General features: G+C 70.3%; 18 protein-coding genes and 3 pseudogenes. 10 read left to right on the plus strand and 11 right to left on the minus strand.

Going from position 1 to position 21,265, the window contains the following annotated elements; translation table 11 throughout:
- Positions 1-614 precede the first annotated feature (614 nt).
- The 4 genes and pseudogenes from ACMCNO_RS00995 to ACMCNO_RS01010 all read left to right on the plus strand — a co-directional run.
- Positions 615-1,058: pseudogene (locus ACMCNO_RS00995) on the plus strand (GNAT family N-acetyltransferase).
- 1,114 nt (positions 1,059-2,172) lie between these two features.
- Positions 2,173-2,295 (plus strand): annotated as a pseudogene (locus ACMCNO_RS01000) (hypothetical protein); the annotation flags it as partial.
- Positions 2,264-2,797: a hypothetical protein gene (locus ACMCNO_RS01005; protein WP_412747542.1), complete on the plus strand. Its 534-nt coding sequence runs from the start codon at positions 2,264-2,266 to the stop codon at positions 2,795-2,797. The pseudogene ACMCNO_RS01000 and the gene ACMCNO_RS01005, both read left to right, overlap by 32 nt.
- A 403-nt stretch (positions 2,798-3,200) precedes the next feature.
- Positions 3,201-3,723, plus strand: a pseudogene (locus ACMCNO_RS01010) (hypothetical protein); the annotation flags it as partial.
- A 790-nt stretch (positions 3,724-4,513) separates the two neighbouring features.
- On the opposite strand, the gene ACMCNO_RS01015 reads toward ACMCNO_RS01010, so the two are convergent.
- Positions 4,514-5,482: a D-alanine--D-alanine ligase gene (locus tag ACMCNO_RS01015; protein ID WP_412747543.1), complete on the minus strand. Its 969-nt coding sequence runs from the start codon at positions 5,480-5,482 to the stop codon at positions 4,514-4,516.
- The gene (locus ACMCNO_RS01020) at positions 5,479-6,780 is read right to left on the minus strand and encodes a PLP-dependent aminotransferase family protein (RefSeq protein WP_412747544.1); all 1,302 of its coding nucleotides are present in this window, start codon (positions 6,778-6,780) and stop codon (positions 5,479-5,481) included. The genes ACMCNO_RS01015 and ACMCNO_RS01020 overlap by 4 nt, the downstream gene beginning before the upstream one ends.
- A 218-nt stretch (positions 6,781-6,998) precedes the next feature.
- Here ACMCNO_RS01020 and ACMCNO_RS01025 point away from each other — a divergent pair, with 218 nt between their 5' ends.
- A complete protein-coding gene (locus ACMCNO_RS01025) occupies positions 6,999-7,667 on the plus strand; it encodes a GNAT family N-acetyltransferase (protein ID WP_412747545.1) in 669 nt (222 codons plus the stop codon).
- A 17-nt stretch (positions 7,668-7,684) separates the two neighbouring features.
- Here ACMCNO_RS01025 and ACMCNO_RS01030 read toward each other — a convergent pair whose 3' ends face one another.
- From ACMCNO_RS01030 to ACMCNO_RS01065, 8 genes are all read right to left on the minus strand, one after another.
- A complete protein-coding gene (locus ACMCNO_RS01030) occupies positions 7,685-8,833 on the minus strand; it encodes an N-acetylmuramoyl-L-alanine amidase (protein ID WP_412747546.1) in 1,149 nt (382 codons plus the stop codon).
- Positions 8,834-8,993: 160 nt separating this feature from the next.
- Positions 8,994-9,317 (minus strand): thioredoxin, encoded by a 324-nt coding sequence (gene trxA, locus ACMCNO_RS01035; RefSeq protein WP_412747547.1) that lies wholly within the window; start codon positions 9,315-9,317, stop codon positions 8,994-8,996.
- 29 nt (positions 9,318-9,346) lie between these two features.
- Complete coding sequence (trxB, locus tag ACMCNO_RS01040; RefSeq protein ID WP_412747548.1) at positions 9,347-10,306, minus strand: thioredoxin-disulfide reductase; 960 nt, start codon at positions 10,304-10,306, stop codon at positions 9,347-9,349.
- 131 nt (positions 10,307-10,437) lie between these two features.
- The gene (locus tag ACMCNO_RS01045) at positions 10,438-11,421 is read right to left on the minus strand and encodes a hypothetical protein (protein ID WP_412747549.1); all 984 of its coding nucleotides are present in this window, start codon (positions 11,419-11,421) and stop codon (positions 10,438-10,440) included.
- Positions 11,418-12,125 carry an RNA polymerase sigma factor SigM gene (sigM, locus tag ACMCNO_RS01050; RefSeq protein WP_412747550.1) on the minus strand — a complete coding sequence of 236 codons (708 nt, stop codon included), beginning with the start codon at positions 12,123-12,125 and terminating at the stop codon, positions 11,418-11,420. The genes ACMCNO_RS01045 and sigM overlap by 4 nt, the downstream gene beginning before the upstream one ends.
- A 31-nt stretch (positions 12,126-12,156) precedes the next feature.
- The gene (locus ACMCNO_RS01055) at positions 12,157-13,695 is read right to left on the minus strand and encodes a protein kinase family protein (RefSeq protein WP_412747551.1); all 1,539 of its coding nucleotides are present in this window, start codon (positions 13,693-13,695) and stop codon (positions 12,157-12,159) included.
- Positions 13,696-13,895: 200 nt separating this feature from the next.
- The gene (gene murJ / locus ACMCNO_RS01060; protein ID WP_412747552.1) at positions 13,896-15,671 is read right to left on the minus strand and encodes a murein biosynthesis integral membrane protein MurJ; all 1,776 of its coding nucleotides are present in this window, start codon (positions 15,669-15,671) and stop codon (positions 13,896-13,898) included.
- Positions 15,672-15,695: 24 nt separating this feature from the next.
- Complete coding sequence (locus ACMCNO_RS01065; protein ID WP_412747553.1) at positions 15,696-16,649, minus strand: hypothetical protein; 954 nt, start codon at positions 16,647-16,649, stop codon at positions 15,696-15,698.
- A gap of 49 nt (positions 16,650-16,698) precedes the next feature.
- Between ACMCNO_RS01065 and ACMCNO_RS01070 the strand changes: the two genes are divergently transcribed.
- The 4 genes from ACMCNO_RS01070 (at position 16,699) to ACMCNO_RS01085 (ending at position 20,213) form a co-directional block, all read left to right on the plus strand.
- Positions 16,699-18,138 carry a CCA tRNA nucleotidyltransferase gene (locus ACMCNO_RS01070; RefSeq protein ID WP_412747554.1) on the plus strand — a complete coding sequence of 480 codons (1,440 nt, stop codon included), beginning with the start codon at positions 16,699-16,701 and terminating at the stop codon, positions 18,136-18,138.
- Between the two features lie 32 nt (positions 18,139-18,170).
- Positions 18,171-18,641 (plus strand): methylated-DNA--[protein]-cysteine S-methyltransferase, encoded by a 471-nt coding sequence (locus ACMCNO_RS01075; protein ID WP_412747555.1) that lies wholly within the window; start codon positions 18,171-18,173, stop codon positions 18,639-18,641.
- 607 nt (positions 18,642-19,248) lie between these two features.
- Positions 19,249-19,788, plus strand: a complete 540-nt coding sequence (locus tag ACMCNO_RS01080; protein ID WP_412747556.1) for a ricin-type beta-trefoil lectin domain protein — start codon at positions 19,249-19,251, stop codon at positions 19,786-19,788.
- Between the two features lie 161 nt (positions 19,789-19,949).
- Entirely contained in the window at positions 19,950-20,213 is a 264-nt protein-coding gene (locus tag ACMCNO_RS01085) for a hypothetical protein (RefSeq protein WP_412747557.1), read from the plus strand.
- A 43-nt stretch (positions 20,214-20,256) separates the two neighbouring features.
- Here ACMCNO_RS01085 and ACMCNO_RS01090 read toward each other — a convergent pair whose 3' ends face one another.
- Positions 20,257-20,667 carry a peptidoglycan-binding domain-containing protein gene (locus tag ACMCNO_RS01090; protein ID WP_412747558.1) on the minus strand — a complete coding sequence of 137 codons (411 nt, stop codon included), beginning with the start codon at positions 20,665-20,667 and terminating at the stop codon, positions 20,257-20,259.
- Between the two features lie 189 nt (positions 20,668-20,856).
- Between ACMCNO_RS01090 and ACMCNO_RS01095 the strand changes: the two genes are divergently transcribed.
- Positions 20,857-21,237, plus strand: a complete 381-nt coding sequence (locus tag ACMCNO_RS01095; RefSeq protein ID WP_412747559.1) for a hypothetical protein — start codon at positions 20,857-20,859, stop codon at positions 21,235-21,237.
- The last annotated feature ends 28 nt before the right edge of the window (positions 21,238-21,265 follow it).

The raw sequence follows: 21,265 nt of genomic DNA on the forward strand, positions 1-21,265 counted from the left end.
GGATCAGCGTGCCGGCCTGGCGACCACACCCTGGCGCTCTTCTCCAGGGTGTGGTGCACGATCTACCCAGCAGCTCCACCGCGCCTGCGAAGAACCCTGTTTCGAAGGTGGCTGAAAGCTACTCCGCACGCCTTCAGCCTTGGCTGAGGCTTGTCTCCGGTCTGTGGATGCGGTTCTCCCAGAACGATTCTCCTGAGATTTGGATGACCTGGCTTTTGTGGCCGCATTCAATCCGACCTCGCGGAAATGTGCATTTGGCGGCCGCGTTTGAACTATTGCGAGCCGGGCTCGCCTATCCGCTCTGGCCGTGGCCGCCATTCATGTGAGTCGGTGCTGCGAATCGGACATGCCCTGCCTGCCAACCATGGGCCGGCTGGGAACGCGCGCTGCTGTGTGCCGAATGTGCTTCTCGTAGAACTTGCCGCCTTCATTGACTTCCCCACCCCTGCATTCCTGCCGCAGGCGAAGGATGCCACGGTCAGCGAGATGCTGGCCGGTGAGCTTGGCGCGACCGGCGACGACGAGAGTCTCCTCCGGTCAGCGGATGGGGCCGGGCTTTCCTCGCTCGCGCGGTTGAGAGCCGATAGCCTGCGCCCTCATGCGACGACTGGAGGATCATCACCCCGCGCAACTACGAGGCAGCTCTGGCGCTGTCCGTTCGCTCCGATCAGGAGGATCTGGTTGAGCCGGTGGTCAAGTCGCTGGCCGAAGCCTATGTCTTCGCGGACTACGCCTGGCCGAGGCTGATCTACGACGGCGATCAGCTCGTGGGCTTCCTGATGGGATTCCTCGACATTCCATGGGCGCCCGAGCGTGATCCCGGCGACCGGCGCTCGGGACTGTGGCGCCTGAACATCGCGGCTGATTTCAAGGGCGTGGTCACGGGCGCTTCGTCGTTGATGCGGTGTGCCAAGAGATCCGTGAACGTGGGGGCACCCGTGCATACGTCACTTGGGAGCCTGGTCTTGGTGGGCCCGAACAGTTCTATCTGAAGCTGGGATTCCGACCGACCGGCGAGCAGAGCGGGAGGTCAGACTGTCGGCATGCTTGAACTCTGAGCGTCCCTGGATCGAGGCAGGAGATAGCGCAACGCCCTACGGCCCTACCAAGCCGACGCTTCGCATCTCGGTGCCTAGGTCGCGCGCACTGGTGCTGACGTAGCGAACCTCATCCGGCGTTCTTGTTTCACGTGAAACGAGGACCTCCCCCGAGGCCTTGTGCATCGGGCTCTCTGTGACTGACAGGATCGGTGATTCAGGTGGTGGCCGTTCTGATCGGTGGTTCTTTCCAGCGTCAACGGCCGACCCGGCGAGTCGAATGCCCTGACGAATCATCGACTTGCTGGGCATCTCCGTAGCCGAGGGAGCCGATGTGGTTGGGGGTTCGGTGCCGTGCCATACAGCCCCGTGGGCGGGCAGTGTGTGAGGCCCTCGGGTGGCCATGAGGCGCTCGCGCGGGTCCACATTCCGTAGACCTCGTTGGCCATTGGAACTGGGGAATCGATTCCGGCGCCTGCCCGTCGCTGCCCCTGCTGTGACGCGGATGTCCCCATGGTGTTCGGGCCCCGGATGCAGTGTGGGCCGAGCTGGCTCTCCGGGCTGCCCCTTGTTGCCTTGGGTCAAACCCGCGACCCCGTTCCCTTCCATCGGGCCCGTGTGGGACCCCGGCTGGTCTCACGCTGCTGAGTGGCACGCCCCGCAGCGCGTCAAAGTGGCTTGGCCATCTGGCGAGTTGCCGGGGTCCCAACCCACCCGGAGGCGGTCGGCTGAAGGCTGCGTGCTGGTTTCACGTGAAACACCGGGAAGTGCGGTTCGCCTGGGCAGCATGGCGATTGCCAACTCGGCAGGGCTGACCATGTTCGGGAGGTGCGAGATCACTTGGCCAAAGACGCCAGGTTTGAACCGACGCCTCAAGATGCCGGGCTGGCTCGACGCCAGGCATCGGGTCACGCCCTCCGGTGCAGCGGATGGCTTGGGCTCATGTCATGGGTACGGACCAACCTCAGGGGCGAGGGACCTCGATGGAGGGGGCTTGCGCAACGCAATGCGCACACGGACGCCTTGCCTTGAGCCTGACGACGCGGATGCGGCGCCACGCTGGCATAGAAGGGGTGTGCGGGAAGCAGGCGACGGTCACGGCGGATTCACATCCTGCGGCGAACCCCGCGGTCTAATGGCACCCCGGAATCGCTCGAGTCTTCCACCAGAAGGTCGGGTAGCGACGCCAGTTCCCGACGGCGCTGCCCGCGACCGTTCACCGGTGAATGGGAAGCCCTTGGGGCTTCGCGGGGACCGTGGGGGCGTTGTTTCACGTGAAACGCCCGGACACAATCTGCCCGGTGCCCGGTGCCCGGTGCCCGGTGCCCGGTGCCCGGTGCCCGGTGCCCGGTGCCCGGTGCCCGGTGCCCGGTGCCCGGTGCCCGGTGCCCGGTGCCCGGTGCCCGGTGCCCGGTGCCCGGTGCCCGGTGCCCGGTGCCCGGTGCCCGGTGCCCGGTGCCCGGTGCCCGGTGCCCGGTGCCCGGTGCCCGGTGCCCGGTGCCCGGTGCCCGGTGCCCGGTGCCCGGTGCCCGGTGCCCGGTGCCCGGTTTCACGTGAAACAGAACGCGCGACGTTGGCCGTCCTGGCGAGGCCGCGGGTCGGCGTCGTCCCCCACCGAGGGCGCCGCAGAGATCTCACTGCCGGGCAGTTCAGTTGGTGCCAGCCGAGCGGGTGACGAGGTCCATGCCTCGCGAGTGCGGTCGACGATCTCGGATCGGCCGACCTCCGAGTCCGGAGTTCACTCAACTTTTCGACTCTGACGACTTGGCGAAGCCACGCGCCTGATGAATATCCACAGCCTGTGCGTAAGTCTTGTTGAGACCCCCAAGGCCCACCGTTTCACGTGAAACGTGGCCGATGCCTCGCCGCGGATGCACGGGTGTATCCACAGGCGCGCCCTGGCTTCTACGTGGTGTTTCACGGGAAACCATCGGGCCTGTGGATAACTCCTGTGGACAACTGGGCCGACGGGTCGACCGTCCACACATGGTGATCCCGATCGAAGTCCTGGGCGCCCCCTGAACGGCTGACCCGGGGAAGGGAGTTCACTCAAATTGAGCCGGGACAGTGCTCGCCAGCTCGACTAGGGTCAGCCACGTGCCCGACAAGAATCCCCCGCTCCCCGACTTCACGCGCTGGCCCTCGTTCCCCTTCGAGGGGGACATGAGGGTCAAGGCTCTCGCCGATCCGGTCGCCGTCGAACCACCGCGCAGCGGCGAGGACGCCACGGACTGCGTGGCCTGCAACACGCCGGATGATGCGTACATCTGGGTCAGTGACCGGTGGCGTGTCCGCGCGATGGACCGACCTACCGGACTACCGGTGGTTCTCATCCTCGAATGCCGATCTCACCTCGACCTCGGTGACCTGCCGAATCTGCTGGCTGCCGAGCTGGGCGTCATGACGGTACGGCTGGAACGCGCGATCCGCTCGCTCGACGGCGTTGCTCGTGTCCACGTGAACCGCTGGGGCGACGGCTCCGCACACCTGCACATGTGGTTCCTCGCCCGCCCTTACGGCCGACTCCAGCTCCGCGGCACGTTCCTCTCTCTCTGGGACGACATCCTTCCGGTCGTGCCGGAGCAGCAATGGCGCGAAAGTCTGGCACTGGTGGCCGCGTGGCTCGGTGAGTTCGGGGGACGCGCGATCGCTGAACCGCCCCACATCGCCTGGCAGGCCCCTTCGACGATCAGCGACTCACCCACCGCGTCGTCGGGGAGTCTCGGCGCGATGCCCACCCGCGCAGCATCGGACCCGCAGACGGTCCGCGCCGACACCGCCGACACCGCGGCAGCCGACACCGAAACCGGCGCGCAGCCGGCCAACATGCAGCCGGACATCACGCAGGCCGCCGACGCGCTGGCGACTGACACGGAAAACGCCGACCGGCAGGCGGTCCAGACAGAGACCGGCGGCACTCAAACGAGCACGACGGAAGGCAGCACTTCGCCGGCGGTCAACGCGAAGACCGGCGCCGGACGAACTGCCAACGCGGAACCCACCAACGGACGGACCGCGCCCTCCACGGACGGCGGGCCCACGGACGGCGGGCCCACGGTCGGCGGGCCCACGGACGGCGGGCCCACGGACGGCGCGTCCGCATACGCCGGTGATGCGGAGGCGGCTGAGCGCCAGCCGAGCGATGCACGAACGGACGGCGCCAAGCCCGCCTCCGTGCAGGCGACGGGCACGGGAACCAACGAAGCCGATCGCGACGACGGGAAACCACGCGCCGGCTCAGGTGCGGATCGCGCCGACGCGCTTCGCACCGACGAACACAAGGCCGAACCCACCATCGGTGCGAGCGCCGCCGCCAAGGGCGCGGGCGACCCGGAACCGCCGAGGCCCGACTCTGGAGAAGACGCCGGAGACGCCGACGTGACCGAGGCACCGGCCTAACTTTGCTGTCCCGGGACACCTGACTGAGGCACCCGGCCCGAGCGGTACGCCGGGCCGGGTGCGGTTAGCGGTAGCGGCTAGCCACGCGCGACTGCGCGGCCGACCAGCGCGGCCATCACCTTCCCGAAATCCAGACCGGCGGCCTGCACGGCAAGCGGCAGCAGCGACGTCTCCGTCATACCCGGCGAGACATTGACTTCGAGCACGTGCGGCTCACCCTCGGCGTCGACGATCAGATCCACCCGGGATAGGTCCCGTAGACCCAGGGCCTCGTGCGCGGCGAGCGCGGTCGACGCCACCCGGGCGGCGACGGCCGGGTCCAGGCGCGCCGGGGTGTGCCACGTGGTCAGCCCGGCGGTATAGCGGGCGGCGTAGTCGTACACGCCGTTGCGCGGGACGATCTCGACGACGGGCAGCGGCTGTGGGCCGTCGCCGAGGTCGACCACGGAGACCGCCACGTCCATGCCGGGCACGTACCGCTCGACCAGCGCCGTGGAGTCGTACGCGAAGCAGCCGACCATCGCCGCAGGCAGGTCGGCTTCGTCGCGGACGACCGCGGCGCCGAGGCCGGACCCGCCCTGCGCGGGCTTGACCATCAGCGGCAGGCCGAGCCGGTCGGTGATGCGGTCGAGCACCGCGACCGCGCCCAGTTCGGAGAAGCGGTCGTGCGGCAGCGCCACCCAGTCCGGCGTGGGGATGCCGGCCTCGCGGAGCATGGCCTTCGCGGACGGCTTGTCCCACGCCAGGCGGGAGGCGCGGGCGTCACATCCGAGGTACGGCACGCCGCACAGGTCCAGCACCCCGCGCAGCGAACCGTCCTCCCCGGTGGCGCCGTGCAGCGCGATGACCACGGCGTCCGGCGGATCCTCCTGCAGCAGGGGCAGCAGCGCCACGTCGGCGTCGGCCATCTCCGCCTGCAGACCGGCGGCCCGAAGCGCGTCCAGCACCCGCCGGCCCGAACGCAGCGACACGTCCCGCTCGTACGACAGGCCGCCGGCCAGGACCAGAACACGCACATCTTCCTCCGTACCCATGAACTTGATCATGCCAAGTCGGGGCCGGGCGTGTCCGCGCCGGCGTGCCCACGACGGCGGTGCCGGGTCGGGGCGCCGAAGACCGCGCGCATCGCCAGCTCCTGTTCCATGACCCCGGCCAGCCGGCGGACCCCTTCGCGGATGCGCTCGGGCGCGGGGAAGGAGAAGTTGAGCCGCATGTGGCCGGCGCCGGAGCCGTCGGCGAAGAATCCCGTGCCGGGAACGTAGGCGACGCGGGCGGCGATGGCCCGCGGCATCATCGCCTTGGAATCCAGGCCCTCGGGCAGGGTCGCCCACACGAACAGGCCACCCTCGGGTCGGGTCCAGGTCGTGCCGGCGGGCATCAGGTCCTCGAGTGCGTCCAGCAGGGCGTCGCGGCGTTCCCGGTAGATCTCCCGATACGACTTGATCTGCTCGCGCCACGGCATGGTGGCGAGGTACCGGGCGACCGCGGCCTGCGCGAACGCGCTCGGGCAGAGGATCTGCGCCTCGCTGGCCATGACCAGCTTCTCCCGGACGGCATGCGGCGCGAGGATCCAGCCGACCCGCAGGCCCGGCGCGAAGGTCTTGGAGAACGTGCTGAGGTAGAACACCCCGTCGCGGCGCCGCGCCCGCAGCGGTCGCGGCGCGTCGCCCGCGAAGCTCAGGGTCCCGTACGGGTCGTCCTCGACCACCAGCAGCCCGGCCCGTTCGCAGATGTCCAGCACCTGTTCGCGCCGCTCGTCGGTCAGCGTGACGCCGGCCGGGTTCTGGTACGTCGGGATGGTGTACAGGAACTTGGCACGCCCGGCGGTCTCGGCGATGGCTGCCTCCAACGCTGCCGGGATCAGCCCGTCGGCGTCCATGGCGACGTGGCGTACCTGTGCCTGGGCGGTCTGGAATGCGCCGAGTGCGCCGACGTACGTCGGCCCCTCGGCGAGCACCACATCGCCCGGGTCCAGGAACAGTCGTGCCACCAGGTCGAGCGCCTGCTGCCCGCCGACCGTGACCACCACGTCGTCCGGCGACGCTCCGGTCGAGGCGTCGATGCCGGACAGCGACATGACCTCGCAGATGCCCTCGCGCAGCTCGGCGGTGCCCTGGCCGATGCCGTACTGCAGCGTGGTCGTGCCCTCCTCGGCGGCAAGCCGGCCGAGCATCTCCCCCACCGCGTCCAGCGGCAGCGCCGCGATGTACGGCGATCCGCCCGCCAGCGACACCACCTCGGGGCGGCTGGCGACGGCGAACAACGCGCGGATCTCCGACGCGGTCATCCCGCGCACCCGCCGCGCATATCGGTCCGTGTAGTCGTCCTGGGTCGTACCGGTCATGCCGTTCACCCCTTCTGAAACTGGCGACAATGGCATTCATGCTAGTCGTCGCCGAGCGGAGGGCCGCCTGCCAACCGGCCGGTGGTGGCCTGTCACCGAGGTCCGATCGGTGCCGTTCAAGGCCGTTACGGCGTAGTATCCGACGGGGGCGCGGACGGGCACGTGAACAGGACCGTGCTTCGTCAACCGGACATTCCGTGATGCTGAGGGGTCCGCCGATGTCGCGACGCCTGGTCAACCTGACTCTCGACACCCTCGAGGATCTGCCCCGGCCCTGCCGTCAGTGCGTCTACTGGGAACTCGACCCCGTCTCCGCGGAGCGCGCGTGCGCCTCCGGCGACCCCGGTCTGGAGAAGGAAGCGTGGGTGTCGCAGACCCTGCTGGAGTGGGGTTCGTGCGGCAAGCTCGCGTACGTGGACGGGATGCCGGCCGGCTACGTCATGTACGCCCCGCCGGCCTACGTGCCGCGATCGATGGCGTTCCCGACCTCCCCGGTGTCCGCCGACGCGGTGCTGTTGACCACCGCGCATGTGGTTGCGGCGTTCGCCGGAGGCGGGCTGGGCCGGATGCTTGTGCAGGGTGTGGCCCGCGATCTCACCAAGCGCGGGATCAAGGCGATCGAGGCGTTCGGCGACGCGAAGTTCGGCGAGACCGGCGAGGAAGGTGCGGGCAGCTGCGTCGCCCCGGTCGACTTCTTCCTGTCGGTGGGGTTCAAGACGGTACGCCCGCACCCCCGCTACCCGCGGCTGCGGCTGGAACTGCGCACCGCGCTGTCCTGGAAGTCCGACGTCGAGTACGCCCTGGAGAAGCTGCTCGGCTCGATGAGCCCGGACACCCTGCTGCGCCCGGTACGCCCGGCCGCGGCGACCCGCTCCTCGCAGTCCTGAGTCAGGCCAGTCCTGAGTCAGGCCTGCTGGGCGAGGACCATGCGCAGCTTCCGCACGTCGATCGAGCCGGTCGGCACGTCCTGCTCGACGGGGTAGTACATCCGCTGCACCGCGGCGAGGATCGCCTCGACGAGCTGCTCGCGGAACAGCGGGTCGACGATTCGCTCGCGCTCGACCGGCGAGGTGAGGTAGCCGAAGTCGACGCGGACCGCCGGCATCCGGGTCAGCCGGAGCAGCTCCCAGGTCTTGGCGTGGATGCGGCAGTCGCGCATCCCGGTGCGCACGACGATCTCCCGCTGCACCAGGTTCGCCAGCCGTTCGCCGACCGTGGAGGTCAGGCCGTTGCCGGTGCCGAAGTGGTAGGTGGCGACACCGTCCGCGGCCGGGTTGTCGTGCCCGTCCAGGTGCAGGGAGATGAGCAGGTCGGCGCCGAGGCTGTTGGCCAGCTCGGCGCGCTGGGCGCCGGTCATGGCCTCGGCGGGCGACGGCCCGCGGGTGAGGTGTACCCGCATGCCGGCGGCGGCCATCCGGCCCTCCAGACGGGCGGCCAGGTCGAAGGCCAGATCGGCCTCGGTCCAGCGCAGCGGGCCGTCGGGCACCACCACGCCGCGGTCGCCGCCGCCGCCGTGGCCCGGGTCGATGACGATCGTCTTGCCCATCAGGTTGGGGCCGGACTGGCGGAACGCCTCGGCCTCGCGCAGCCACTGGGGGCGGCCGCCGACGACCTTGCGGCCGAGCCGCCGCAGCGCGTGCATCGTCTGCGGACCGCATGAGCCGTCGGACGTCAGGCCGACCTCACGCTGGAACTGGGCCACCGCCCGGGCGGTGCGCGCGCCGTAGATCGCGTCGGCGCGGCCGGTGTCGTAGCCCATCTCCATGAGCCGTTCCTGCAGGGCGCGGACGTCCTCGCCGGTCAGCGCGGCCGGAATGGATTGGAACAGGGTGCGGTCGCCGAGGGTCCAGCGGGCGCCGTCCAGCGCCTGCCAGGTTTCCGCGTCGACGACCCCGTCGACGCCGATGCCGCGGCTCTGCTGGAACGCCCGCACGGCGGTCTCGGTCGCGTCGTCGTAGACGTCGGACCGAAGCTCGAGCAGGTCGAGCCCTACGAGGATGGACCGGATCTCCTCGACGGCCGGTCCGGAATCTCCACGTCGGATCGCACGCACGCGCGGCTCCCTTGGGCTCGGGGGTAGGCGGAAGGGCAACCTCCGGAGCGTACCGCGCACAATCCGGCGGGGCCGGGCATCGATCGACGATCCGTGCGGGGGATCACGATATGGTGACGCCCCCGCGTCCCACCGGACGCGGGGGCGTTGTGGTCGGGCGTCAGAGCGCCGATTCGATCAGGTTGATCAGGGCGCCCTTCGGCTTCGCGCCGGCCACCGAGCTGACCGGCTCGCCGCCCTTGAACATGGTCAGGGTCGGCACGGACATCACCCGGTAGGCGCGGGCGGTCTCGGGGTTCTCGTCGATGTTGACCTTGACGATCTCCACCTTGTCGCCCATCTCGGTGGCGATCTCGGCCAGCAGCGGCTCGACCTTGCGGCAGGGCGCACACCACTCGGCCCAGAAGTCCACCAGCACCGGCTTCTGGGACTGCAGCACGTCGCTGGCGAACGTGGCGTCGGTGACCGCCTTGGTAGCTCCCACCAGGTACCTCCGGGATTTCTGTCGGTTGCTCAGAGTTCGATGAACGAGGCGATGAAGCGCTCGGCGTCCAGGGCCGCGGCGCAGCCCGTTCCGGAGGCGGTGATGGCCTGCCGGTACGTGTGGTCGACCAGGTCACCGGCCGCGAACACGCCGGGGATGTTCGTCCTGGTGCTCGGGCTCTCCACCGTGACGTAGCCGTCGGCGTCGAGCTCGACCTGGCCCTTGAACAGCTCGCTGCGCGGGTCGTGCCCGATGGCCACGAAGACGCCGGTGACATCGAGGACCTTCGTCGCCCCGGTCTGCGTGTCGCGCAGCCGTACGCCGACGACCTTGCCCTCGGCGCCGAGGATCTCCTCGATCTCGCTGTTCCACTCGATCTTGATCTTGGGGTTGTTCAGCGCCCGGACCTGCATCACCTTGCTGGCTCGGAAGGTGTCGCGCCGGTGCACGATGGTCACGGTCTCCGCGAACTTGGTCAGGAACGTGGCCTCCTCCATGGCGGAGTCGCCGCCGCCGACCACGACGATGTGCTGCCCGCGGAAGAAGAAGCCGTCACAGGTGGCGCACGACGAGACGCCGTGACCCAGCAGCTCCTGCTCCCCAGGCACCCCGAGGGGGCGCCACGCGGAGCCGGTGGCGAGGATGACCGCGCGGGCGAAGTAGGTGGTGTCGCCCACCCACACCGTCTTGAGGCCCTCGCTGCCCGCTTCGGTCGGGCGGTCGCACAGCTCGACGCGGGTCACGTCGTCGGTGATGAACTCGGCGCCGAAACGCTCCGCCTGCTTACGCATGTTGTCCATCAGTTCGGGACCCATGACGGCCTCGGGGAAGCCCGGGAAGTTCTCCACCTCGGTGGTGGTCATCAGCGAGCCGCCGGACTGCACGCCCTCGATGACCAGCGGATTCAGGTTGGCCCGGGCCGCGTACAGCGCCGCCGTGTAGCCGGCTGGTCCCGAGCCGATGATGATCAGGTTTCGGACCTCGTCCACTGCCGACTCCTCCGATCGATGTCACCGGGCGTCCGGCGACTCCGCACGCTAGAACCTCATGGTAAGGACGCGTCATTCCCGCGCGGCAGAGGCCCGTGGTCGAGCTCACCCGACGGGATTCGCGGTGCGGGTCAGCCTACCTTCACCCGGAATCGGGTGGCCGCCCCGGCACCGGGCACCCCGCAGTCCGGGCCGCTCACCCAGACCCACGTGCCGTCCGGCCCGGTGAACCGCACGATCAGCGACGGAGCCTGCTCGAAGCGGGCGTAGTCGATGCTCTGCGCCGTGACCGGCCGGGCACCGTACTCCTGGACGATCGCGTCGAGGCATGCCTGCAGCGCGTCGCGCGCGCGGAGCCGCTGCAGCGGCGCGGCGACGTCACCCGCGAAGGCCTCGACGCTGGGCGCGGCGCCCTTCGTGGCAGGCTCGGCGCGGTCCTCTGCGGGGTTGGGTGCGAAGGGCGCCCGGGCATCGTCGGGGCGCAAGGTGTCCGGGGCGTAGTTGGTGCCGGTGGTGGCGATGTGGTCGGCGTCCGGCAGAGTGGCCACGTCGGCCTCGCCCTGCGCCAGCATGGCGGGGGCGCCGGCGGTGTCGGCCTTCTCGGAAGCGGGGCCGACGAGATGGTTGACGCCGAAGCCCGCGAACGCGAGCACACCGGCCGCGACCCCGATCGGCGCGGCCCAGCGCCACCGCCGCCGGGCCGTGCCCACCCGGGCACCCCCGGAGGGTACGGCCACCAGATGCCGCCCGCGTCCCGGCGCGGGCGCCGGATCCGTGCCGGTGCCCTTCGCCTTCCCGGCGAGGGCGGCGTCGCCGGTGTCCTCTGCCTGCTCGGCGAGGGCGGCGTCGCCGGTGTCCCTTGCCTGCTCGGCGAGGGCGGCGTCGATCCGGGCGGCCACGTCCGCGGGCATCGGCGCCGGGGCGGCGCCCATCGCGCGCAGCTCGGTGCCGACCGCGGCCATGCCCGCCAGCATCGCCTCGTGCGCGTCGCGCCACTGCGGGTCGGCGTCGATGCGGGCGGCCACCTCCACCGCCTCCGGGGTGCCGTCCAGGAGCCCGCCGACATAGTCGGCCAGCAGGTCGATGTCGACGTCGCTGAAGTCGGCCCCGGTCACTGGTCGCGCCTCCCCTCGGGTGCGGGTGGGAGTGGCCCTGTCACTCCCGACCCCGATGGGACGCGGTGGGCGCCCGTACGGTTCCCGCCGGTGTCGTGACCGTCGTCTCGGTCGCCGCGGCGCAGGTGGGCCAGGGCCAGCGCCATCCGGGCCCGGCCCCGCGCGCACCGGCTCTTGACCGTGCCCTCGGCGACCCCGAGGATCGTGGCGGCCTCCGCCACCGCGTACCCCTGGACGTCGACCAGGACGATCGCGGCGCGCTGATCGACGGGAAGATCGGCCAGGGCCGCGCGGACGATCAGGGCGGTGTCGTGGTCCGGGGCGGGTGCGGCGGGCTCGGGTGCGGAGGGGGTGTCGTCGGCGCGGTTGCCGTCCGGCAGCGGCACGGTCGGGTGGGACTGGCGGCGGCGCAACCGGTCCAGGCTGGCGTTCACCACGATCCGGTGCAGCCAGGTGGTGACCGCCGACTCGCCGCGGAACCGCGCGGCGGCGCGGTGCGCCGACAGCAGCGCGTCCTGCACCGCGTCGGCGGCCTCCTCGCGGTCGCCGACCGTGCGCAGCGCGACCGCCCACAACCGGTCGCGGTGGCGGCGGACCAGCTCACCGAACGCGTCCGGGTCGCCGTCGACGTGCGCGCGCAGCAGTTCGGCGTCGCTCGGGGTGAGCGGCTCCGTCCCGGGGTGCGCGTCACGCTGCTGGGTCACGCCAGCAATGTAGCGGAGACGGGCGGCCGGGTCAGTTGCCGTACACCTCGATCTTGTTGACGTTGACCCGGTAGTTGCCGTCGTCGCCGCGCGGCAGCTCGGTGAGGAAGACGAGGATGTACTGGTACTTCTGGTTCTCGTCGAAGCCGGTGAAGACCTTGTCCGTACCCGTCGTCTTCTCGATGTCGTCGTCGCTGATCCGCTTGTAGCCCTTGACGATCTTGTCGTCACCCGCGGAGTTGTCGCCGGGGTCGCTGTCACCCGTGCGGATGTCCATGGCCACACCGGGCGCCGAGGTCTCGACGCGGACGTCGCTGACCGACCGCGCCTGGCCCAGGTTGATCAAGACGCCCATGCCGGCCTTGCGGTTGCCGAACTTGGGCGAGAAGTAGCCCTGCGTCTCCCAGGCGGTGGAGTCGTCCCCGTCGACCGTCTTCGCGGCCTCCCCGGCGTCGTCGCGGGTGCCGGGCGGCGGGTCGACGATCCGGACCATGTCTGCGGTCAGCGGGATCTTCTGCGGCGGCGCCGCGGGGGTGTTGGCGCCGTCGCCGTTGGCGCCGCCGGCGGGACCGGTCTGGTTCGTGCCCGCCTGGGGCGTGCCGGCCGGCTTGCCCTTGTCGGAGTTCGAAATGGCGTTGATGCCGAAGATCAGGCCGAGCAGGGCGATGACCACCAGCGCCGCGATCCCCAGCGCGATCTTGCGGGTGCTGCGGACCGGCTCGACCGAGGTGCCCTGGGTGAACCGCAGCGGGCCCGCGTCCTCGTAGTCCTCGTCGGCGGCGTCGAGGCGGGCCAGCTCGGCCGCCAGCGCCTGCGCGTCGGGGGCGGTGACCCGCCTGTCCAGCAGGTCCATCGTGAGGTCGTCCAGGTACGCCGGGACGCCCGCGCGGACCTGGCGCGGCGCGGCGATGGTGCCGGCGGCGTCGCGGTGCGCGTCGGGCAGCGCGGAGCGGCCCACCTCGGCGTGCGGCCAGCGCCCGGTCAGCGCGTAGTAGAGGACCCCGCCGACCGCGCGGACGTCCGCCTCGATGCTGTCCGCCGCGTCGGCACGGGCGTCGGCCAGCACCACCCGGCCGTCGTCGGCGATCAGGGTGGTGCCGGGGTGCACGTTGCCGTGCACCATGCCGGTGGCGTGCACCGCGGTGAGCGCGTCGGCGATGGAGCGGGCGATCGCGGTGGCCCGCGCCGGATCCATCGGTCCGTTCGTGCTGACCAGCTCGCGCAGCGCGGCGCCGTCCACCCATTCGCGGACCACGTACGCCCGCTCGCCCTCGTCGATGGCGTCGTAGACGCCGACCAGATTGGGGTGGATCACCCGGCTCGCGTCGACCGCGGCCTGCAGCATCTCCGTGGCCGACTCCCCGCCGGGGTGCCGCAGCACCACCGCGACCGGGCGGCGGAGGATGACGTCGATGCCGCGCCACACCTGGCGTCCGGCGCTGTCGTTGTTGACGTGGTCCTCGAGCTGATAGCGCTCGGCCAGGACCTCGCCGACGGTGGAGGTTCCGAAGGTCATGACCGGACCGGCCCCATCGGCCGCGGTCTCGTGGCCTTCGCCGACCTGGGTCACCGGTCCTCCTCCGTGGTACACACGTGTCCGACACGACCTTACCCGGCCGGAGCCAGCCTCCCACAGGTCAACCCCGGGCGCGGCACCCGTCCGAGGCCGGCGGCCGATCGGGTACCGGCCATCCGGTGACAACAACAGGGCTGTTCAGCGGCTTGTCCACAAGGTTGTCCACAGCCTCTAAGTCCGAGTTTGCGGTGGACTCAGACTCCGAGCTTGCGGCGGACCATGCCGATCACCTGGCTGACCTCGCGCACGCGCAGCAGCGCGGCCGCCACGATGTACGTCACGACGATGACCGACCCGCCGACCGCCACCTGGAGGATGGCCGCGCCACGCTCCGGGCGTGCACCGCCGGGCAGCAGCCGGACCACGAGCAGACCGAGGGCGGCGGCCACCACGGCGGCCAGCAGCACCCGGGCCAGCGCACCGGCGACCGAGCCGAGATTGAGCCGGCCGATCCGGCGGCGCAGCACGACCAGCGAGATGAGCGCGGAGGCCACATACGACAAGGCGTTTGCGGCGGTCATGCCGGCGGCCGTCAGCGAGCTGGACAGCACCGCGAACAGCAGCACGTACGCGAGGATGCGGAGCACCACCACCGGGATGTTGATCAGCGCCGCGGTCTTGTTGCCCTGCAAAGAATAAAAGGTGTACGTGCACAGGTAGCTGATCGACAGCGGCAGCACCGCGAACCCGGCCACCCGCAGCACCCCGGCGGTCGCGAAGGTCAGCTCGGGGGTGTACTTGCCACCCTGGAACAGGGTCACGCACAGGGGCGCGGCGAGCACCGTGTACACCACCGCGATCGGGGCCAGGGCGGAGACGGTGAGCCGGATGCCCCGGCTCAGGTCCCCGCTGACGTCGGCGTACCGGCCCTCGGCGGCCGCCGTGCTCATACGCGGCAGCAGGGCGGTCATGACCGAGACCCCGATGATGCCGTGCGCCATCATCGTCAGCAGGAACACGTTGTTGAAGGCCATGACGCTTGCCTCGTTCCCGCCAGACGAGCCGTTGAGCAGGCTCACCACGACGAAGACCGCGGCCTGGTTGGCCCCGACATAGCAGAGCATCCAGCCACCCAGCCGGCCGACCTCGCGCAGGCCCAGCCCACGCGGGTCCCACCGCCACTTCCACGCGAAACCGACCTTGCGTAGCGCGGGGAGCAACCCGGCCGTCTGCGCGACCATGCCGAGCAGGGTGCCCAGCCCGATCACCGCGATCTGTGCGGGCGTGATGTTTTCCGGCGACAGCCCCTTGTCGGTGCCGAAGAACAGGATGAAGGCGCCGCAGGCGGCGATCACCACCAGGTTGTTCAGGATCGGCGCCCACATCGGCGCGGCGAAGTGCCCGCGGACGTTGAGTACGGCGCCGATCAGCGCGGACAACCCGGTGAAGAAGATGATCGGCAGGATCAGGTACGCGAACGACGTGACCAGGTCCTGGTACGCCGGGGTGCCGCGGCGAGACTGGATCGCGGTCACCACCGGCGCCGCGATCACCACCAGCATGGTCGCGATCCCCAGGCAGGTCGCCGCGAACGTCAGCAGCTTCTGCGTGTACTCCTGACCCTTGTCCGGGTCGGTCTTGCGCCGCCGGACCAGCAGCGGCACCAGGACGCTGGACAGGATGCCACCGAGCAGCAGCTCGTAGATCTGCCCCGGCAGGAACTGCGCGGTGGTGTACGCGTTGCCGACGACACCGCCCAGCGTCATGCCGATCAGCGAGTTCCGGGCGAACCCGATCACCCGGCTGACCAGGCTGCCGGCCGCCATGATCGCGCTGTTTCCGGCCGTACTCGTCTCGTCCGGCAGGTCTTCCGGGGGCAGGGCCTGCTCCCCCGTGACGGCCGCCCCGGGGTTGGGGGTGTCCACCGAGATCAGGGTCACGCCGTCCGCGGCGGGCACGGCGTCGCCACCCGCCGCGTGGGCGCTGCGGTACAGGCCGCCGCTGGGCCGGGCTTCGTCAGGTACGGACACCCCGCCAATCTAGCCAGGTCACGCTCACACGTGTCGGCGCAGGAGGGTGCCGGGCGCCGCGCCCGCCAGGGTCTCCACCATCCAGCACGCCTCGAGGGTCACCAGGGGTTCGCTGAGGGCGTCCAGGACGGTGGGGTGGTCGCAGCCGTCCTCGGTCAGCGTCGCCAGCAGGCGGGGCACGGGCCGCAGGTCCCCGGTGCCCGCGATGTGCCGGGCCAGCGGGCGGGCGGCGGCGTAGCAGTCGTCCCGCGCATGCCCGGACAGCCGCTCGGCCGCCCGGCGTACCAGGTCGGCGAGCTCGTCGCGGGGAAACCGGTGGCCGCCGCGGACCTCCAGGTGGACCTCGGCCGGGGCGGCCAGGGCTCGCACCGTGGCGTCGTCGAGCACCCGTGGCGACGGCTGCTGCGCGCGGGGCCACCAGCGGTCGTCGGCGAAGATGGGCAGTGGCTCCTGTTCCGGCCCCGCGGTCTCCGGTCCCGAGCCGGACGGCACGTCGCGGCGCAGCGCGCGGTACGCGGCCGCGCGCACCGCGGCGATCTCCGCCGGGTCGTCGTCCGGGGTGGCCGGGGCGAACGGCGACAGCAGGGCGACGACCAGTCCCGGATGCGGCAGGGTGGGATCCTCCAGGGCGATCACCCGGGCGCACAGATCCAGCTCCCACCAGCGCAGCGCGGCCGGGTACGCCCGGCCCGGCCCGGTCCAGCCCAGCTGGATCGGCTCGCTGCCGGCCGGGACACGCAGCCCGAGTGTGCGCTCGCCCGCGACCAGGTCGATCTCCAGCACCAGGCCGTACCCGGCGGTCACCGGCAGCGGCACGCGCAGTTCGGCGGGCGCCGGACCGGAGGCGCCGCCGGGGTGCGGCACACCGGGCGTGCCGGGTGCGGCAGGCGGGTCGGGCGGCAGGCCGGTCGCGCCCGTCCAGAACGCGGGGTCCTCACTCAGGCGGCGCAGCGCCTCGGAAACGGGCACGGCGCCCATCCTGCCCGCTGCCGCCGGTCACCGCCACGACCGATACGCTGGTCGTCCCATGTCAACGCCTGCCTCCTCCCTCTCCGCCGCCCAGCGCAACGCTGTCGCCGAGCTGCTGCGCGTCTCCCCTGTCGCCGACGAGCTGGGCCGCCGCTTCGCCGCCGCGGGTCACGAACTGCACCTCGTCGGCGGGTCCGTGCGCGACGCGTTGCTCGGCCGTCTCGGCGACGACCTCGACTTCTGCACCGACGCCCACCCCGAGGACACCCTGCGGATGGTCGACGGCTGGGCCGACGCCATCTGGGAGACCGGACGCGAGTTCGGCACGATCGGGGTGCAGAAGAACGGCCTGCGGCTGGAGATCACGACCTTCCGGGCCGAGGCGTACGACGGGGTCACGCGCAACCCCGTGGTGGCGTACGGCACGAACCTGCTCGACGACCTGCGGCGGCGCGACTTCACCATCAACGCGATGGCGGTGAGCCTGCCCGGGCACGTCTTCACCGACCCGTACGGCGGGCTGGGCGACCTCGCGGAGCAGGTCATCCGTACCCCGGACACGCCGGAGTCGTCGTTCTCCGACGATCCGCTGCGGATGCTGCGGGCCGCCCGGTTCGCCGCGAAGCTGCGCTTCGCGGTAGAGCCCGCCGTGGTCGCCGCGATGACCGCGATGGCCGCCGACCTGGACCGGATCACCGCGGAACGGATCCGCGACGAGTTCACCAAGCTGCTCTGTGGCACCGATCCGGTGCGCGGGCTGCGGCTGCTGGTCGACACCGGCCTGGCGGACCGTTTCCTGCCGGAGCTGTCCGGGCTCAAGCTGGAGATCGACGAACACGCTCAGCACAAGGACGTGTACGAGCACACCCTGATCGTGGTCAGCAACGCCGTGCGGCTGGAGGGCGACGAGGGACCGGACTTCGTCCTGCGGATGGCGGCGCTCATGCACGACGTCGGCAAGCCCGCGACCAAGGCGGTCGGGCGCGACGGGCGGGTCAGCTTCCACCACCACGAGGTGGTCGGGGCGCGGTACACCAAGCAACGGATGCGGGCGCTGAAGTATCCGAAGGACGTCATCTCCGACGTGGTCGAGCTGGTGGCGCTCCACCTGCGCTTCTACGGGTACGGCCGGGGCGAGTGGACCGATTCGGCGGTGCGCCGTTACGTCGCGGACGCCGGTCCGCTGCTGCCCCGCCTGCACAAGCTGACCCGGTCGGACTGCACGACCCGCAACCGGCGCAAGGCGGCGGCCCTGGCCGCGGACTACGACGCTCTGGAGGAGCGGATCGCCCGGCTGGCGGCCGAGGAGGATCTGGCCCGGGTCCGTCCGGACCTGGACGGCAACGCGATCATGGAGATCCTGGGTGTCCCGCCCGGACCGATCGTGGGGCAGGCGTGGAAGTACCTGAAGGAACTGCGGCTGGACCGGGGCCCGCTGCCGCCCGAGGAGGCCGAGGCGGAGCTGCTGCGCTGGGCGCGCGAGCACGGCCATAGGTAGAAGGTGTCGTACCCCGGGGGAAGACTGGCGGCATGCGACTGGTCATCGATTCGCCGATCGGTCCGCTCGGGGTGGCCGTCCGGGACGACGTCGTGGTCGGGGTGCGGTTCGGCGCCTCCCCCGGGCCCGCCGGTGCGCATCCCGCACTCGACCAGCTGTCGGCGTATTTCGCCGGCGAGCTGACGGATTTCACGGTGCCGTATGAGCTGATGGGTGGCTCGGCGTTCGAGCGGGCCGTGTGGGCCGAGATCGCCCGCATCCCCTACGGGGAGACGATCACGTACGGGGCGATCGCGACCGCGTTGGGCGATCCCGGCGCGGCCCGGGCGGTCGGGACGGCATGCAATCACAACCCGGTGCCGCTGATCGTGCCGTGTCACCGGGTGGTCGGGGCGGGCGGCAAGATGGTCGGCTTCGGCGGCGGCCTGGATCGCAAACGCAAACTGCTGGAGCTGGAGGCCCGGGTGACGTTCGAGGCGGCGTGGGTGCCGCCCAATCGGTGAGCGGGCGGACCAGACCAACACCTGTCAAGGATCGAGGGGCGATTTCATCGCATCGGCCGACCGTCCACATCGGATGGGTGCGGCGGCCTGCGGGGAGAATCACGATTGTGCATGGCTGCCCCGGCCTCGTGTACGATCCTCCCGACTTCATGATCGACATGAGTCAAACGGGGGATTGTCGATGATCGTCAAATCAGTGCGCCAGAGGAATCTGGCACCGTTCGGAACATTGGCAGCCGCCCCGGTTGAGGCCGGTGAACCGGTTGCGGCCACTGTGCCGAGTGTGCGCGCAAATCAGTGCCGTGGTGCCTGGGCGCGCAGCAGGACGTCGCGATTCGGGGCGGAGCGCTTCGCCCGTTCGACACTGCACAAGGACTGATAGCTCAAGCATTTCTGCTGGCGGCGGCGTGCCCGACGGTTGGTCATTACTGCCGCACAGGACCGACCGTCCAGATTGGCCGAGCCGCCCATCATCGAGGCGATCGGCAGCACCCCGTGGAAGCTGTCACCAGCGGAGTCGCGCTGACGAGAGCCGGTCACGCCGGCAGGCGGTCAGCTCATCCGTGAACGGTGACGGGTGAACCCCTGGAATGGAGAAGAACACAGCATGCGCCTTGCCAACAGCCGCACACGTACCTCGCGTTTCAGCGCCATCCTCGCCACGGCTCTCGTCACGACGACCGCTGCGGTCGGCGTGGCCGGTCCGGCGAGCGCCGAAGACCGGTGTGGTGAGTACTACGAGAACTCCGGCATTCGCAACACCAGGTTTCTGCACCCGTCGTCGAGCCGTGAGGGTAAGGCGATCCTGAAGGCTGCGGAAGGCGATTCGTGCGGCGGAAGTGACTTCGTCGTGCACGACCGCGGCACCCTCAACGGCCACAAGGTCGTCCAGATTCAGCAGAAGCGCGGCGCACACCGGTGCCTGGACGAGCACGCCGCGTCTGCCGGGGGCGACGCCTGGTTCCACGACTGCAACGACGGCGACTACCAAAAGTGGGAAGTCTTCCACACCCACGGTGAGATCGCCTTCAAGAGCCTCGGCGCATGGACCAAGAAGTCGAAGCACCTGTGCCTCGCCGGGGCGGGTACCCACGACGTGGTCATGAAGACCTGCAACGTCGACAGCGCCTACCAGCGCTGGGTCTGACGCCTTACCTGACGAACCGGGCTGTGCGAAGCACAGCCCGGTTCGCCGTCGAGATCCCATTTTCCCATCACCTCACCCGGCAGGGGATTCAATTGCCAACCAATGGGACACGGCTGCTGCACGTCGGTGCCGCTCTGACAGTTCTCCTTGGAGCCGCGCCCGTGGCCGCGAACGCAGCCCCCACGACACCTCCCGGCGCGGCGGCGAGCACGACCGGCGAGCTGCCGATGATCACCACCGTTCAGGCCGATGGCACCGTGGTGCGGGAGGCGGAGCCGCGCGCGCTCGCGGCTGTGGTCGATTGGTTGGCCGGGAAGCCGCATCCGCGTAACGGCAAGGAGGAGTCCGCCTCCTTCAAACGATTCGACGTCAGGTTCTTGGCGTATCCCAACATCATGCGGATCAGCGTCGTCGGACGGCCGTAACCAGGGTGGCGGGCAGCTGGCTCTATCTGCCGACACTGCCCAGCTATTCGCCGAGTTTGTCGCAGGCGTCGAAGCTGTCGACTATGTCGGATGCGAACAGCATCTTCCGGCGGGTCTGGGGACCGTACACGCCGTCCGCAGTAACGTGAAGTCGTCCTTGCACCCGCCTCAGTGCGCGTTTGGTCCCATCGCCGAAGTCGCCGTCGACAGCGATGTTCTCGTGGTAGCAGTAGTGCAGCGCTCGCTGCAGCGCCCGGGCGCCGTCGTTACGGGCACCGCTCTGGAGCGTGCAGTTCGTGTGGTTGTTGCGATCCCACGGAACCTGGATCTGCATCCGGTGCTCGGCGCCGATGGCCCATCCGGTGTCGACACAACCGGGCAGTGCGGCGGCAGCAGGCGCCGCTGGTGAGATGCCGGTAAGTAGGCCCGTGGTGAGTGCGGCGGAAGCCGCCACCGTCAGAATTCTGCGAAGCATCATGTCTAACTCTCTAAACTGTGGACCGAAGCTCGGCCGAACGTAGGTGAAAGCAGGCAAATATGTCAATTGACATATTTGCGACCGTGCAAACGCTAAAGGTTCATCGACAAGGCGCGGGCGACGTCTCCACTTGATGGGCTGCGCAGGCCCGATAGGCTTGCATCCATGAAGGCAGCGGAATCACGTCTGGCCCGCCTCGATCGCTGGGCGGTCACGAAATCCAATGTGGGCCTCGTGGGTCGCGGTCTCGGGTTGGGAGCGCTGGGATTGATAGCGGTCCTGTTCAATTTTTGGGGGGCATACCCGCAACGTAACGCCGGCCCGCCGTGGTCGGCCGCCTATCCCGTGGTGACCTACCTGCCGTTCGCGTGCGCTGTCACCGGAGTGTTGATCGGTTGGACTCGCGGGCGGGGCGTGGGCCGCGGTGGCGGTCTGCCGATATTCCTCGCTGGTGCGATGCTCGCGGCGGGTGCGTTGATCGCCACGTTGCTCTGGTACGGGGTGCTGCTCGTCGTGGCCATGTTGTGGGCGGCCTCCGACTTGTGACGGGAGGTGGCCGACCTGACCGCGGCGG

The organism is Krasilnikovia sp. M28-CT-15, from assembly GCF_047159595.1.
In the GTDB taxonomy this organism is placed as follows: domain Bacteria; phylum Actinomycetota; class Actinomycetes; order Mycobacteriales; family Micromonosporaceae; genus Actinoplanes.

Bases quoted from the DNA above. Each gene is read 5' to 3' on its own strand.
- ACMCNO_RS01070 (WP_412747554.1), top strand. From the start codon at position 16,699: ATGTCAACGCCTGCCTCCTCCCTCTCCGCCGCCCAGCGCAACGCTGTC.
- ACMCNO_RS01080 (WP_412747556.1), top strand. From the start codon at position 19,249: ATGCGCCTTGCCAACAGCCGCACACGTACCTCGCGTTTCAGCGCCATC.
- ACMCNO_RS01095 (WP_412747559.1), top strand. From the start codon at position 20,857: ATGAAGGCAGCGGAATCACGTCTGGCCCGCCTCGATCGCTGGGCGGTC.
- ACMCNO_RS01020 (WP_412747544.1), bottom strand. From the start codon at position 6,780: ATGACCGGTACGACCCAGGACGACTACACGGACCGATATGCGCGGCGG.
- ACMCNO_RS01065 (WP_412747553.1), bottom strand. From the start codon at position 16,649: ATGGGCGCCGTGCCCGTTTCCGAGGCGCTGCGCCGCCTGAGTGAGGAC.
- ACMCNO_RS01075 (WP_412747555.1), top strand. From the start codon at position 18,171: ATGCGACTGGTCATCGATTCGCCGATCGGTCCGCTCGGGGTGGCCGTC.
- ACMCNO_RS01025 (WP_412747545.1), top strand. From the start codon at position 6,999: ATGTCGCGACGCCTGGTCAACCTGACTCTCGACACCCTCGAGGATCTG.
- ACMCNO_RS01015 (WP_412747543.1), bottom strand. From the start codon at position 5,482: ATGATCAAGTTCATGGGTACGGAGGAAGATGTGCGTGTTCTGGTCCTG.
- ACMCNO_RS01005 (WP_412747542.1), top strand. From the start codon at position 2,264: ATGGGAAGCCCTTGGGGCTTCGCGGGGACCGTGGGGGCGTTGTTTCAC.